Annotated in this window: 13 protein-coding genes; 5 read left to right on the top strand and 8 right to left on the bottom strand. The window is 68.1% G+C overall.

The features are described from left to right. Positions 1-156: 156 nt before the first annotated feature. The gene (locus tag AF335_RS09085; RefSeq protein WP_102917754.1) at positions 157-726 is read right to left on the bottom strand and encodes a signal peptidase I; all 570 of its coding nucleotides are present in this window, start codon (positions 724-726) and stop codon (positions 157-159) included. A gap of 40 nt (positions 727-766) precedes the next feature. Next, positions 767-1,414: a hypothetical protein gene (locus AF335_RS09080; protein WP_102917753.1), complete on the bottom strand. Its 648-nt coding sequence runs from the start codon at positions 1,412-1,414 to the stop codon at positions 767-769. Between the two features lie 537 nt (positions 1,415-1,951). On the opposite strand from AF335_RS09080, the gene AF335_RS09075 reads away from it, so the two are divergent. Together AF335_RS09075 and AF335_RS09070 are read left to right on the top strand one after the other, a co-directional pair. After that, complete coding sequence (locus tag AF335_RS09075) at positions 1,952-2,809, top strand: hypothetical protein (protein ID WP_146045478.1); 858 nt, start codon at positions 1,952-1,954, stop codon at positions 2,807-2,809. Positions 2,810-2,821: 12 nt separating this feature from the next. Beyond that, positions 2,822-3,361 (top strand): GNAT family N-acetyltransferase, encoded by a 540-nt coding sequence (locus AF335_RS09070; protein ID WP_102917751.1) that lies wholly within the window; start codon positions 2,822-2,824, stop codon positions 3,359-3,361. Between the two features lie 68 nt (positions 3,362-3,429). Here AF335_RS09070 and AF335_RS09065 read toward each other — a convergent pair whose 3' ends face one another. The 4 genes from AF335_RS09065 to AF335_RS09050 form a co-directional block, all read right to left on the bottom strand. Next, entirely contained in the window at positions 3,430-4,095 is a 666-nt protein-coding gene (locus AF335_RS09065) for a response regulator (RefSeq protein WP_102917750.1), read from the bottom strand. Between the two features lie 119 nt (positions 4,096-4,214). Then, positions 4,215-5,294, bottom strand: coding sequence for a sensor histidine kinase (locus tag AF335_RS09060; protein ID WP_170127640.1), 1,080 nt, complete (start codon positions 5,292-5,294; stop codon positions 4,215-4,217). Positions 5,295-5,473: 179 nt separating this feature from the next. After that, the gene (locus AF335_RS09055; protein ID WP_376697860.1) at positions 5,474-6,565 is read right to left on the bottom strand and encodes a peptidoglycan-binding protein; all 1,092 of its coding nucleotides are present in this window, start codon (positions 6,563-6,565) and stop codon (positions 5,474-5,476) included. A gap of 296 nt (positions 6,566-6,861) precedes the next feature. Further along, positions 6,862-7,860: an SPFH domain-containing protein gene (locus tag AF335_RS09050; protein WP_170127639.1), complete on the bottom strand. Its 999-nt coding sequence runs from the start codon at positions 7,858-7,860 to the stop codon at positions 6,862-6,864. 154 nt (positions 7,861-8,014) lie between these two features. On the opposite strand from AF335_RS09050, the gene AF335_RS09045 reads away from it, so the two are divergent. Next, a complete protein-coding gene (locus AF335_RS09045) occupies positions 8,015-8,419 on the top strand; it encodes an SsgA family sporulation/cell division regulator (protein WP_102917746.1) in 405 nt (134 codons plus the stop codon). A 37-nt stretch (positions 8,420-8,456) separates the two neighbouring features. Here AF335_RS09045 and AF335_RS09040 read toward each other — a convergent pair whose 3' ends face one another. Beyond that, positions 8,457-9,191, bottom strand: a complete 735-nt coding sequence (locus tag AF335_RS09040) for a DUF3152 domain-containing protein (RefSeq protein WP_228773431.1) — start codon at positions 9,189-9,191, stop codon at positions 8,457-8,459. A gap of 55 nt (positions 9,192-9,246) precedes the next feature. Then, complete coding sequence (locus AF335_RS09035; RefSeq protein WP_102917744.1) at positions 9,247-10,320, bottom strand: hypothetical protein; 1,074 nt, start codon at positions 10,318-10,320, stop codon at positions 9,247-9,249. A 503-nt stretch (positions 10,321-10,823) separates the two neighbouring features. Here AF335_RS09035 and AF335_RS09030 point away from each other — a divergent pair. Both AF335_RS09030 and AF335_RS09025 read left to right on the top strand, forming a co-directional pair. Then, the gene (locus tag AF335_RS09030; protein WP_102917743.1) at positions 10,824-12,854 is read left to right on the top strand and encodes a PLL family lectin; all 2,031 of its coding nucleotides are present in this window, start codon (positions 10,824-10,826) and stop codon (positions 12,852-12,854) included. A gap of 936 nt (positions 12,855-13,790) precedes the next feature. Continuing rightward, the gene (locus AF335_RS09025; protein WP_102917742.1) at positions 13,791-13,991 is read left to right on the top strand and encodes a DUF5988 family protein; all 201 of its coding nucleotides are present in this window, start codon (positions 13,791-13,793) and stop codon (positions 13,989-13,991) included. The last annotated feature ends 8 nt before the right edge of the window (positions 13,992-13,999 follow it).

Here is a 13,999-nt window from a genome sequence, read left to right as displayed (position 1 = left end):
CGACAGGGTGCGGATGTCATCCGATCCGGCCCGGAAGTCAACAACCGGAGCAACGAAAGTTGCTCCGGAGTTCCCATAAGAGATATGAAAAAGGAAAAGTCGGCTTCGCAGGCAATATCGCACTGCGAAGCCGACTCGGGTGTCGTTGCCCCGGTGTCAGTGCTCCGGAGCCGTGCGGGCCGCTCTGCGCTTGCCGCCCGGCGGGCCTTCGAGGCACCCCCGGAGAGCCGCCCCGTACAGCAGGACGGCCAGGATCAACCAGTGCCAGTCGCCTTCCTGCAACCACAGCCAGGCGCTGCCGACCCACGGCACGACGGCCGAGACCACACCCTTCAGCTTGTCCGGAGTGACAAGCATGGAGTCCGGCGTCCGGTTGGCGTCGCCCTTGGTGACGTAGGAGTCGCCGTCCTTCCGCTGGACCGCCCGGTGGGTGGTCAAACGGCCGCCGTGCGTAGCGTCGTTGAAGGCGATGACAGCACCGCCACCGACGTCGGCTGCGGCCACGGAGCGCACGGCGACCACATCACCCCGGCTGAGTGCTGGTTCCATGGAACCCGAGACCACGACAGCAGGCTTCCAACCCAAGGCGAGTGCGGCAACGGGCAGGCACATCAGAGTCGTCACCATGGTCACGAGCACCCGGCAGCCCGACACGCGCAGGATGTGCCACCAGCTCTCGTCGGTCTCGGTGACGCGGGGCGCCGCCGTGGACTCAACCGCGTTCATTCACACGCCTTCCTTCTCTGCCTGCCCTGGCCGATCCGACTCAGCCCTTCAGATCATCCACTGTGGCGCCGAGAGAAAAGCCAACGGTGCTCTTCTGAGCCTTTACGGGCGCATTGGCGTCCAGGGTCCACTGGACAGTGACCTCGTACTTGTTCTTGGTCTTGTCTTCATCAAGAAGCTTCCTCCAGAGCTGGACGGAAGCATCCTCACCCTCGCCCTCCTGGGCCAGGCGCGCAACGCTGTTGATACCAGTGTCGTCGACCTTGCCGGTCGACAGATTCTTGATGGTGAACTGCAGCTTCAGATACTGGGCGAGGTCCGAGTCCTTGACGTTCCCGACGGGGTTGCCGCCAGCGTCCTTGGCAGTCATATCCTTCAGCATCAGCATGCCTTCCTGCCCCTCCACTCCCCCGATATCGGACGCGAAGGTGTACTCAACGACGGCGCTGCCCGACTGGCCCGGCTCCAGTGCACTGACATTGATGAACGCCTGGTCGGCCTTGTTGCTGTTCACCTCTGCCTTCGACCACTTGCCGGACGCGATCGTATTGCCCTCATTCCAGGTGGAGGCCGTGACCGTCGCGTGCGTGGCACCGAGCACCATCGCCCCGGAAGCCAGCACACCGACCGGCACCGCCGCCAGCTTCGACCAACGCTTGGCCCTGCCTGCGTGCATTGCCTTACCCATGAGTATTCCCTTCGACGTGGGTATCTCGCGCCACTTCGACGTGGCGCTCCCCAGAACTCAACCGCGTAAGGGCGGGCCGAAAGTTGTCCCGACCCGGCCGACAGTCATTACCTTTCGTCGCCCGGCATCGAAGATCAAAATGACCGCGGTCGTCCACGGACCCTCAAGGGAAACCGATCCCCCACATACGTGAATCAGCGCTGGGTACCGAAAGCCACAGCACGCAGCTTTCGATGCCCAGCCCCACTACCTCGGTGAGGAGAACATCCCGATAACTCACTGCCGTTCGGCCACTGCGCTCAAGGAATCACAATGAAAGGCTGTGGAATGCGGACGGCCACGAGCGACAACGGCGTCCCGGGAGCCATCGCGCTCCACGGCACGGTCCGGCTCGTCCTGAGGGGTAACGCCCGTGTCCGGCCCCTGCATCACAGCCTTCACCGCGGTGTCGGCTCATATGGCAGGCACGACCTGGCCGCACCCTGGCCGCCCCTCCCAGAGCACGACGTACACGTTTCCATCACAGAGGTAATCCCCATGCTCAACAGCCCCCTTGTCCGGTCACCGCTGTGGCTGGCCCCGCCCGAGCGACTGCCGGCCGACGTCCACGCACTGCGCCGAGCCGCGACGACGGCCCTCGGTTCGCCTCCGACGGGTGACCCGATACGGCTTCCGGACGAGCATGAGGCCACGTTCGACGCCTTCTTCGGTGTCGCGCGCTCCGCCGGCGACCCCGTGTCCCTCCTCGTCCACGCGCTGGCCACCACGTACGCCACCACGCCCGGAACCGCCCACGCGCCGAGCCTCAGGCTCGCCCTCCAGGCCGCGGGCATCACACCCGCGAGTGTCACCGCGGCCACGGCCACCGCGTCGCCCGAGGAGTGCTGGGTTCTCGGGCACCGGCTGTTCTTCGCCCTCATCCAAGGTGCGGTGGTCGGCCTGCGGCATGCCGTCGCGTGTTCGACCGATGTCCCGGAGTCAGTTCTCGGGATCAGGACAGCGGACGTGTTCCTGGCCGCATCCGCCAGTGCTCTGCGCTTGACGGCCTCGTTCAGCCGGCAGGATTACGAGGACGCGATACGCCCTGCCATGAGCCGGGCGGGAGAGGACTCGGCGACGGGCTTCTCCGGCCTGTGGTCGGCGGACCACCGGGTCCTGGTCGGCGGCCTGCGCGCCTGGGGCATCGAAGCCGCACAGCACAGGGCGCCGCGCGTCCTCGATGCCGAGAGGTCGCTGCGGGCGACTCTCTCGGATGTGTACGCGGCGCACAGCGGCATCTGCCACCGTTTCACCGGAGACGGCCCGTCCCTCCTGAATGACAAGGGTTCCGCGGTCCTCAAACTGGAACGGCTCGCTTGCGCTCGCCAGCGGCTGCTGCCCCCCGACGAGGCATGAGAGGAGCGGGACATGCACACCCCCACCATCGAGCCGGCCTACCGCGCGGCCACCACGACCGACGTACCCGGGCTGGTCGCGCTCATAGAGTCGGCGTACCGCGGTGACGCGAGCCGAACGGGATGGACCACGGAGGCCGACCTGCTCGGCGGGCAGCGCACCGACGCCGAGGGTATCGAGGCGATCGTGGGCGACCCGGCGAACCGCCTGCTGATGGCCGAGCACCACGGCGCTCTCATTGCCTGCTGCCAGCTCGAACACCATGGTGACCACGCCTACTTCGGGATGTTCGCGGTGCGCCCCGATCTCCAGCGCGGCGGCATCGGCAAGCTGCTGATCGCCGAGGCCGAGCGCATCGCACGGGCAGAGTGGCGGATGAGCGAGATGCGGATGACGGTCATCAAGCAGCGTGCGGAACTGATCTCCTGGTACGAGCGTCGCGGCTACCGGCGCACAGGGAGTATGAGTCCTTTCCCTTACGGGGACGAGCGCTTCGGCATCCCGCGCCGTCCCGACCTGGAATTCGAGCTACTGATCAAGACGCTCGGCTGAACCGTCCGGCCGGGGAGCCACCCGGCCGCGGGCCGCCGGCCGGACCGCCGGCCGGTGGCCCGCATGTGTCACTGCTCGTCCAGCAGCCCTGCCTGGTGGGCCAGGATCGCCGCCTGGGTACGGTTCTCGAGCTTCAGGGTGGTCAGCAGGCGTGAGACGTATGCCTTGACCGTGCCCTCGGTCAGGTACATGCGCTGGGCGATCTGGGCGTTCGGCATGCCGCTTCCGAGCAGGCGGAGGATGTCACGCTGCTGCGGACCCAAGGACTCCAGTCGCCGCCGCTGTTCGGCGGGGATCCGTTGGGCCCCGTCGCTCCGCGTACGGGACGCCTCCAGCAAACGGGCGGCGGATGCCGAGGCGAGGACCGTGCCGCCGGATGCCACGAGTCGTACCGCGCCGACCACCTGCTCGGGCGGAGCGTCCTTCAGGAGGTAGCCGGCTGCCCCGGCCTCAAGGGCCGTGGTCACACCTTCTTCGGTGTCGAAGGTGGTCAGGACGAGGACAGCGGGAGGGTTGGGGAGGGCCAGCAGCTGTTTGGTGGCGGTGATGCCGTCCATGCCGGGCATCCTCAGATCCGTCAGCACGAGGTCCGGCGCCAGTTCCCGGGCACGGGCCAGTGCCTCCGCTCCGTCGGCCGCCTCGCCGACGACAACGATGTCCTCCGCCGCGTCGAGCAGCATGCGCAGCCCGAACCGAACGAGCGGTTCATCGTCCGTCACCAGCACTCGGATCATGCCTTGCTCCTTCGGTCCGGGCCCTTACGCATTTCGTTCGGTGGCCAAGCACTAGAGAGAGTTGCACATCGGACATCACCAAAGGCGAACAACCGCGTCGCCGGAAGTCGGTCCGCTTCTCACGAATCCGGACAGGGGGCCGAGAGGGTGTCGAGCGGTACCGACATCGAGACCTCCCAGCCTCCTTCCGGCGTCGGCCCCGCGTGGAAATCCCCGCGCAGAAGGGACACCCGCTCGCGTAGCCCCACCATGCCGAATCCACCTCCCCCCATCTCGGTCCGCGGCGCGGCGGTACACGCCGGAGCATTACGCACACATGTCCCGAGCCTTCCGCCGGCCACGGTGACCCGCACCTCGGTCTTCGCCCCCGGGGCATGTTTCATCACATTGGTGAGGGCTTCCTGGACGGTGCGGTACGCGGTCAGCGAGATCTCCGGTGGGACACCGTCGACGGCCGCCGGAGCAAAGGTGACGTCAAGGCCCGAGGAGCGTGCGTCGGCCACCAAGGTGTGCAGGTCCGTCAAGCGGTGCCCCGTGATCACGGAGTCATTGCCGTCGCGCAATGCGGACAGCACCTGTCGCAAGTCGCGCATGGCGGCCCGCGCCGTGTCGCCGACGGCTCTCGCCAGTTGTCTGCTCTCCGGTGTCGCACCCGGCACGAATTCGATGGCCCCGGAGTGCATGGCGATGATCGCGATGCGGTGGCCCAGGACGTCATGCATCTCGCGGGCCAGCTGAATACGTTCTTCCGCCCGAGTCTGCGCGACTCGGCGCTCACGTTCCTCCCGCAGTGCCGTGATGCTGCGTTCGTAGGCCGTCGCTCCCAGGCCGAAGACCACGGGGAGCAGGACGTAGACGACCGAGATCAGGAGGTCTTCCAGAAAAGAGTCCCCGAGGTTTCCGGGCACCAGGACCATCAGCGGGACGAAGGCCACGCAGCAGAATCCGATGACAGCCGGCCGGTACCGCCCCTGGTACCTGGCCAGACCGTAGAGGGCGAAGAAAACCGGGAGACGGGTGCCGATGAGGGCCAGACCCGCCATGACCAGCAGAGCGACCGCGAGCGGCGCCCTCCGCCGCCATAGGAAGCCGATCGTGACCACCAGTGCGATGGCGAGGCTGGGCAGGAGGCCGTGGACCAGCCCCGCTGTGGGTTTGAAGGCGCTGTTCAATGCCCCTACGGCCACGAGGGCGACCATCAGCAGGTCCGCACGGATCCATCGAGTCCGCCCGGCCGGTGCCATGAGCGCGAAATACCAGCGCTCGAAGGCGTCCGGACGAGTGGGAACGGTCACCGAGACCCTCCGCTGACATATAAAGAATTAATCCTGTAAAGGCAGGTTATGCCCTGCATTCGCCGCCCGCAGTGATGCGCGTCTCAGGAGAACAGCAACCGCCAGGTGTGGGCCCCCGGAAGTCCGTCGGCATCGGAGCCGCGCCATCCCTGTGCCCGCTGGAACGCTTCCACCGCGCGGCGGTCGGACTCGCTCCAGACCGGTCCCGGCCCTTCGCCGTAGCACGTGCCGAAGCCCTTCTTCACCAGTTGCTTCCCCAGCAGCGACACGAACCGGTTACTCCGGCCGGGGCCGAAGTGGTGTGCGCCGGGGAATTCCGGGACAGCGTCGGCGCGGCCTCCGCGGCCACGGCCGATGTCGCGGCCCCGGCCTTCGACGAGCAGTCGCCAGGTGTGCGCACCGGGGATTCCGTCGGCGTCGGCTCCTCGCCATCCTTGCGCCTCCTGAAAGGCACGGGTGGCGGCACCGTCAGCCGGGCCCCAGGTCGGTCCGGGGCCCTCCTTGTAGAAACCTCCGCCGCCGCGGCCGACCAGCATGGTGCCGAGTCTGGTGACGTACGCGTTGTCGGCGCCGGGTCCGAAGCGGTCCGTCCCCGGGAAGGCGCCTCCGGGCGCGCCATCGTCGCCGCCGTCCTCCTGGAGGTTCTTGTATCGGTAAGGGATGTACGACGGGGAGTTCGAGACGTACGCGTAGGGGATCGTGCGTTTGACCGTACCGAGACGGCCGTTTTCCTCCATCGCCACGTACCGTGTGCGCTCCGCGTTCGCCCAACCCGCGAAGAGGACCACATGCGACCCCCTCTGCGGATCGGACGCGTTGTGAAACAGCAGCATGTCGCCGGGTCGCAGCTGGTCCTTGGTGATGCGTACGCCGTACTCGTCGAGATCACCGGTCCAGTGATTGCCGGGCAGGGCCCAGGCCATGGAGATGAAGCCGGAGCAGTCGGTGCGGTAACCCTCGTGGTAACCGTTCATGTTGTACGGCACATCGGCATCGACCCACCTCTGGGCCCGCGCCAGGATCTGTGCGCGAGTCACGCGCTGCCGGGCATCGGCCGCGCCACGCAGAGGCGAGGTGCCGGCCTGGGGGTGCACCGCGGCGTCGGCGGAGTCCGCGGCCACGGTACGGGCCCCGTCGGCGTGGGCTTGAGGCGCGACGGCACCCACGATCGCCACGCCGGCCAAGGTGGTCGCCGTCGCCATCCTCCTGGCCCGCGCACACGCGGGCCGTCGGCCGACCGACGGCGCGGACCCGGCAGCTGTGGACGCCGCAGCACAGCCGGGGCAGTCGCAGTCCACGGGGAAGGGCAGTTCGAGGAATACGGGAAGCGGCATGGACGACCATCCTCAATCGAGACCGACAATGCTCTTGATCATGGCCAGGAGGATCGTGCCGATGGTCAACGCCTACGAAGCCGAAGGTGAAGGAAGTGCCCCGTCCCGGGTCCCGGGGGCCGCACCTCGGATCCCGGCTACGCGCCCTGGCGGTCGCCGGGAGCTCCGGGCAACTCCCGGGCCGACAGGGGGGCGGCACCCCGGGCCGCGTAGAAGGCGACCGTCAGGTCACACATCAACTTGCTCCGCTGGCGGGCGTCCAGGCTTGCCATCTCCCGCCGCGAGAGGCCCTCCACGGTGTCCTCGACGGTGTTCAGGAGGTTGTCCACCACGGTCTGCCGAAGGCGCGCGTCCAGCGCGAGAAGCTGCTGCTGCCGCATCGCCGCGGCCATGTCAGGCGCGTATCCGACGCGGGACGGCCGCACGTAGAAGACTTCAAGCCCCACCGGACGGCATTCGGAGGCGACCACCGCGGTGAGGCGGGCCGCCAGCTCTTCGTTGTCGCGCAGGGACGGGCCGTCGCCCTCGCACGCCTCGCCGGGCATGGCCGCCATGACCTTGACGACAGCCGCCTCGACGACGGCCGCGAGGTACTTCTCGTAGTCCACCACCGCGAACATCGCACGCGCCGTGTCCCGGATGCGCCACACGACGAGGGTCTCCGCCCTGAGCGCGATGCCGTGGAGGTCCACGGCATGGATCTCGTCGGTCCGCCAGTGCCGCAGCCGCACGTCGACACGGTGCCGGCCGAGCAGGGGGGACACCCAGACGAGCCCGGTACCACGGACCGTGCCCCGGTAGCCGCGGCGCCGGCTCAGCACCGTGGCCACGCCGTCCGCGCCGCGGGTCAGGCCCGCGACCGCGAAGCAGGCGAGGACGGCGCAGACCACGGCCGCGACCCGCGCCGCCTGCAGGGCCGGCGACGGGTACGAATCCGGCCACTCGGCGAAACCGGGCAGGCACCCCTCCGACAGGGCGGTCAGCACGAGGCAGCCGACTGCCCCGAGCGCCGCCACGACGCACGCGGCCCACCCGGGCACTTCCCTGGCCGCGCGCTCCCTCAGACGTGGCGGCCGGGGAGTGCTCGGCCCGGTGGAACGGCCGCCGGGAGCGCCGGACGGGGATTCGACACTCACGGAGACATCCTCCGTCGATCGCAATTCACAAAAGTTCTCACTTTCCTGCGTAAAGTTATCGATCAGGTGAATCTCTTCATCGCGACAAGAATCCTGATTAGCATTTCATCAGGCAATTCCTGCAACTGGCACACAGTATCCGGAGAATCACCGCATGACGGCCATCATCACAAGCAATGTTCATATGCTGCTGGAAAGCGGTCGGCACAGGGATCCCGTACTGACCCGACTCGAATACAGATCGGACCGCCCTTACGAAGTCACGGCAAGCTTCCGGCATGCCGGCAGAGCGGCCGTCTCATGGACCTTCGCCCGGGAACTGCTGCTGGACGGCCTCTCCGCTTTCACTGGAGACGGGGATGTTTCGGTATGGGTGCTGAATCACGACAGCGGCCACCGGGTGTATCTCAGTCTCTTCTCCCGTTCGGGCCTCTGTCTGCTCTCCGCGCGGGCCGCGGACATCGCCGCCTGGTGCCGGGAGACGACGGAACTCGTGCCGGTCGGCTCCGAGCACGAGCACTACGACATCGACGCGGAATTGCGGGCCATCCTCCGCTGATACGTGGTGCGCGGGCGGGCCGCCCGCGCACCACGTATCACGATCGCTCCGGATAGGGCCACGGATTCGGCAGGCAGACGGCCGTACCGGTGGTCAGCGTCTTGGTCTGCTGCATCATCACAGGCGCCGGGGTCCCGCTCCGGCCACACGTCTCATGGTCATGCCCGATCCGGTGCCCGACCTCGTGGTTCACCAGCATCCGCCGGTAACCGAGCGTGTCCTTCCCGTAGGTCGGCGCACCGAGCGCCCATCGGTAGGAATTAATCATCACGCGCTCCTCGCCGTACACATCACAGGACACCACCTGCTCCGATGTGTCCAGCCCCGCCTTCGCGCACCACGTGTTGACCGTTCCGGGACTGGCGAGCGTGACGGCGAAGTCGGCGCGCCCGTCCGACACCCGCTCGAAAGACAGGGCTCCGTCGTGGGCCCAGCCGCGCGGATCGTTCAGGGTCCGCTGAACGAAGGACGCGAAGAGTCCGGCGTCGAAGCCCCGCTCCGCCAGCCCGTCCTCGACATCCACCCGGTAGGTCAACCGCCGGCCGTTCCCTCTCGGGATCGCCGGCACGTCGTGCCCGCTCACCGTCGTGAAACCGCCCCGAAGGCTCAGTTTCGGGTCCGCCGGGAAGCTGTCGGCCAGGGTCGCGCCACGTGACGGTAACGGCTCGGGGGAAGGCAGTGCCTCGGCGTGCGGCGTACCGCGGGGGATTTCCAAGGCGCGATGCCCCGGTCCCCACGCGACCCACCACGAAAGCAGAAGGAACACGGCCATCGCAGCGGACTGACAGACGGCGGCCGACCTCTGGGCAATGCCTGGCCTCCCGCCTCTACTGCCCCTGCGCATACCGCTGGTCCCAGTCCGCGTCCCGCATGGGCAATGCCGCGACGGGCCCCGTGACCGCGTTGATGAGGCGCCGGTAAAGCGTCTGGCTCCGGCAGACCTCGGCCACGGCGGCCCTGTGCGCCCGAGCCACCTGCTCGCGCCGGAGCACCAGCGCGCGCACCGCGTCACCCACCCGGTCGAGCGCGCGCAGCGCCACGATCTGGTCTTCCGTCAGATGCCTGCGGGCTCCCCTCCCGTGCCACGCCCCGCGCCCGACCAGCGGCATTCCAAGCAGCGCGTCCAGCGCCTGCTGGACGGGGGTCACCATCCGGGACGGAATGCTGTACGGGGCATCAGGGGCGCCTGACCCCAACACCATGGCGGCTTCCTGGCCGACCGTGGTGAACGGCGCATGGGTGACCGCCTCGATCTGCCTGGCAAGCAGCTCCTGCACCATCCGCTGCGCTTGAACCATCCGGTCCATCACACGAAGCACCGCCCACGGCCGAGTAGCCGGCTCGTTCAGCAAGCGGCTCTCCCCCAGAACCGGCGCGGTGATCGCGTCGATCCGTGCCGCTGCGGCGAGAAGCAGGTCGATACGGCTGGGCTCATCAGTGGCCGACCACCGCAGTGCGGGAACGATGGCGCCTCTCGATGTGTCATCCGAGCCGTAGTTGGCGATGCCGAGCAACGGGGCAGCACCGAGGTCTTCCGTTCCCAGCCGATGCGCCACCACCTTCCAGAGGGACCTGAACCGCTCCGGAACCGGGACCGACAGCGACGGCTGCCTCGGTATCACCTCGTGCCAACCGCAATTGAGGCTGATAGCCGCGAGGCGCAGCCCCACCGCGCTCTCCTGACGCCCGGAAAGCGAGAAGGCATTCGGCAACCATTGTGCCTGCCGGGCGTCCCAACGCTGTGCCACGATCTCCCGGGCGGCCTGTGGGCTTTCCGCGCGCATCGTTTCGAGCGCCACGTCATCAAGTAGTCGCCATGGCGGGGAAAGCCGGCGCATTTCCATGTTCGACGGGATCAGGGGGCGAAGCGCCGAGAAGGTGAGCGAGTGAGCCGAAACCATGTTGCCCTCCGGGACCCGACGGCAGCCGTAAGTCTCCAGCTTCCGCCGACGTCATCTCCGTAGCATCGATATTGCACAGTGATGCTATGGATGCGATTGAGCTCGTCCGGTAAGAAGCGACCCACCGTCCGATACATCAATCGATTCCTTCGGTCGGCCGTCTGACGTCGTTCGTGGATGCGCTCTTCACTTATTTCCGAATGCGACGAAAGGGGGGCTGCGAAAGTGAGCTGCTTCCGGCGCTTCGGCCACGCGGAGGCGGAGGCGGAGGCGGAGGCGGAGGCGGAGGCGGAGGCGGAGGCGGAGGCGGAGGCGGTCTGGAGGAGAAGCCGACTTGCCTGGTCAGCGCAACAGTGCGTTTTACGCCAGAAAGTATGCATTTGCGCCATCTCGGAGATGGTTTCCGGGATTCCGCCCTGCTGCGGGCCGGTGGCCGATCAGTCTGAAGCGACTACCAAGATCAGCGCGCCGGAGTGCGGGGCGCAAGGAAGGAACAGGTCACGATGGCGGACATACGGCCTTCGCAGGAGGAGCGGATCGAGCGGCTGAAGGCACTGCTGACCGGCCGCGGTCAGAGCGGCCGGACGAAGGCGGCGCTGGCGTCGGGAGGACTGGGCAATCTCTTTTTCGGGGTCGCGCTGCACGGTGCGGACGCGCGCGGGAGCCGGGCTCTGACCAGCCTGGAGCAGGTGCTGGTGGACGCGCTGGGCACGGTTGTGGAGGACAAGGAGCTGAGGGAGTGGGGGACCGCGTACCGGGAGACGGTGCGGAGCGCGGCGCCCGGGACCCTGACCGTGCCCGCGGTCATCGCCGAGCGGCCGGTCTCCTCCGGGTATGCGATCGCGGATCTGGAGCAGGTGCTGCCGCAGCTGGCGCGTGAGGCCTTCGAGGCGCCGAACGTCTCGCTGCTGACCGTCGAGGACATCGCCGCGGGCCGGACGGAGGAGGACCCGGGGCTGGTGGAGGCGATGCGCGAGAGGGGCTTCGCGGTCACCGGCGTGGCCCGTCACCCCTCCCTTGGCACCGGCACCCGCGCCGGGGCGGCCGACACCGGGCCGGACGCCGGAGCGTCGTGGCGGGTGAAGATGGAGATGGACAACTTCTACGTCGTCCGCGCGGTCGGGGACCAGGGCGGTGGCAAGGACGAGATCTATTTCGCCTCCGCCGCCGGCGTGGGCGACGGCCGGGGACAGACGTTCGTCTCCGAGGAGTTCGGAGCGGTCAAGCAGGGCCAGACCCGCACCTTCTCCACCGGCAAGAAGGTGTTCCTGGACCAGCAGTCCAGCAACGAACTCATGGTCGCCGGCATCCAGGTGTGGGAGGCCGACCAGAGCAGCTCGGAGTGGTACACCGCACTGCAGCAGGCCCTGAACCGGGCCGTCGAGCAGATCGACCTCGTCCTGAGCACCCCGGTGGGAGCGATCCTCGACCCGATACCCCTGCCGGTGGCGATCGCCTACGAGATCGCCAAGGTGTTCATCGCGCTCATGGACACCCTGCGCAACCACGACGACCTCTCCTGCAGCCGCACCTTCGTCCTCACCCGCGACGACATGGCCATCCTGCACCACCAGCCCAGCCTGGAGTGGAACTTCAACGGCGACGGCCACCACAAGCTCCGCGTCCGCTACACCGGCGAACGCCCCGTCTACCCGGTCGGCAGCATCGAGATCACCAGCCGCGCCCAGGGCCCGGCCCCGTCCGACGCGGGGGAATGGAGCGCGCCGATCCCGCTGGGCTGGAAGACCACGACTACACCCGCCCTCGCCTCCTACCGCGGCGACCTGTACACCGTGTTCTCCCGGACCGGTGACAACAAGATCGTGTGGAGCCGCTACGACGGGGCCGCGTGGACCACCCCGCGGACCATCGCCGTGACCGTCAGCGACCAGCCGTCCGCGCTCGCCGTCCACCAGGACCGGCTGCACTGGCTGCACACCGGAAGGGACGGCCGCATCTACCACGCCTGGTTCGACGGCCGGGAGTGGAGCCTTCTCTACTCGATCAGCGGCTGGACCTCCGCACTGGGCCCGTCCCTGGCCGCATTCGACGGCCGTCTGTGGTCCGCGCACACCGGCGACAACAACCGCGTCTACGTCGCCGACTACGTCTCCGGCACCACGTGGAACACCACCCAGCGCGTCGGCGGCAGCACCGACTTCACCGCCCACAGCGCCCCCGCGCTGGGCTTCACCCATGGCAAGGTCAGTGTCGACCACCGCAGAAACAACGATTCGATCTTCTCCTGGTACAGCGGGACGGGGCCCGCATCCGGCTGGAGCGGCGAGGAACTGCCCAGGTGGCGAACCCGTCATGCCCCCACCGTGCACCACGCGGGCCGCTACGAATGGATGGCCCACGCGGGCACCAACGGCCATCCCTACCTGGCCTGGCGCGACACCGGCAGCACCGGCAGCTGGAGGTGGACGGATCCCGCTGTACAGATCACGCGTGGGCCGTGGGCCTGTACCTCCCTGGCCGCCCCTTCCCTCACGACCCACAACGGCCGCATGTACGCGATCTACCACGCCTAGACACCACCTTCCGCCGCACACGACGGACCCGGCCCGGCCCTGCCGCACTCCGGCCGGCGCCCTCACCGCTACCGGCTCCCCTCACGGCTCCGCAAGGACAGACAACGGCCACGTGCCTCCGCGCAGCCGTCGATGACACCCCGTCGTTTTCCCGACCGAGGCGGGGCGGCCTGGCAGAGCAGGGCCGCCCCCGGAAGTCCGGCGGCAGGGTCCAGGCAGGTGGGCCCTGTGCCGGGGTGGGTGGGAGCACCGCCGTCTGCACCCGCGGGGGCTCCTCCCCCGCGGGCGCAGACGCTGTCGGCCTGTCACAGCACAGCTGATCCGCCGCGCCGACCGCGCGCTCCCGGGTGGTCACGAGTGCTCGCAGGCTCGTTCACCATCACTCACGCCTTTAAGGTGCCGGTGGCAAATCGGGGGTTCTCGGATGACGAGCCGACGCTGACGCCGCCGCTGTCCAGCCATGTGCGGTGTGGTGACCTCACGCCACTCCCGCCCCCGCACTTTCCTGTGGCATCGCAGAAGGGGCGCGTCCAGGGCGCGGCGGTATCAGTTGTACCGCCGGGCGGAATTGTGTGCTCCGAATATTCTCATACGCCTCTGCAAAGGGAGTGCTTTTCAGCCTGCGCACAGGCATGGTGCAGAGAGCAGGTCCTGTGCCGTTCGCGGCTCAAGTCGCTGAAACGCTTCTCCATGAAGCCTGAGCCACAGACAGGGACCCGCTGACCGCCGCACGACGGAGCCTTCCGTACGGGCGGTCTCCAGGCGGACGTCATGAGCACACCAGGTGGCGCCGCTCCCTCAGTCTCTCTACCGCAGCTCCGTGATCTCGCCTCCCCCGAGGCTCTCGACCACCGTTCGGGCCCCTGGTCCGCTTCGTCAAGTCGTTCAAGCGTGGGTGCGGCGCTGGTCGTGATCCCCCCAGCGGAAGGTTTCTTCATGAAGACAGTCCTGTTGAGGGGTGGGCCGGTGGGTCTGCACCGGGTGCACCGGGTGGCGGGGAGCGAGCTTCCGGAGAAGGTGACGGTGGCTTACTACGGGCTGCACGTGCACTTCGTCCCGACCGGCGATGTCGAGGTGGTCGACGGGGACGAGCTGCCGGTCTTCCAGTGGAGCTACAGCACGGCGATCGCGGAGTAGGCGGGGTG

Source organism: Streptomyces eurocidicus (assembly GCF_002891295.1).
In the GTDB taxonomy this organism is placed as follows: Bacteria; Actinomycetota; Actinomycetes; order Streptomycetales; family Streptomycetaceae; genus Streptomyces; species Streptomyces eurocidicus.
The sequence above is the reverse complement of the archived record's forward strand: the minus strand, read 5'-3'. Positions and strand labels throughout refer to the sequence as shown.

Excerpts from the sequence above, each read along its gene's own strand:
- AF335_RS09085 (WP_102917754.1), bottom strand. The coding sequence starts at position 726 with ATGAACGCGGTTGAGTCCACGGCGGCGCCCCGCGTCACCGAGACCGAC.
- AF335_RS09080 (WP_102917753.1), bottom strand. The coding sequence starts at position 1,414 with ATGGGTAAGGCAATGCACGCAGGCAGGGCCAAGCGTTGGTCGAAGCTG.
- AF335_RS09075 (WP_146045478.1), top strand. The coding sequence starts at position 1,952 with ATGCTCAACAGCCCCCTTGTCCGGTCACCGCTGTGGCTGGCCCCGCCC.
- AF335_RS09070 (WP_102917751.1), top strand. The coding sequence starts at position 2,822 with ATGCACACCCCCACCATCGAGCCGGCCTACCGCGCGGCCACCACGACC.
- AF335_RS09065 (WP_102917750.1), bottom strand. The coding sequence starts at position 4,095 with ATGATCCGAGTGCTGGTGACGGACGATGAACCGCTCGTTCGGTTCGGG.
- AF335_RS09060 (WP_170127640.1), bottom strand. The coding sequence starts at position 5,294 with ATGGTCGCCCTCGTGGCCGTAGGGGCATTGAACAGCGCCTTCAAACCC.
- AF335_RS09045 (WP_102917746.1), top strand. The coding sequence starts at position 8,015 with ATGACGGCCATCATCACAAGCAATGTTCATATGCTGCTGGAAAGCGGT.
- AF335_RS09040 (WP_228773431.1), bottom strand. The coding sequence starts at position 9,191 with ATGGCCGTGTTCCTTCTGCTTTCGTGGTGGGTCGCGTGGGGACCGGGG.
- AF335_RS09035 (WP_102917744.1), bottom strand. The coding sequence starts at position 10,320 with ATGGTTTCGGCTCACTCGCTCACCTTCTCGGCGCTTCGCCCCCTGATC.
- AF335_RS09030 (WP_102917743.1), top strand. The coding sequence starts at position 10,824 with ATGGCGGACATACGGCCTTCGCAGGAGGAGCGGATCGAGCGGCTGAAG.
- AF335_RS09025 (WP_102917742.1), top strand. The coding sequence starts at position 13,791 with ATGAAGACAGTCCTGTTGAGGGGTGGGCCGGTGGGTCTGCACCGGGTG.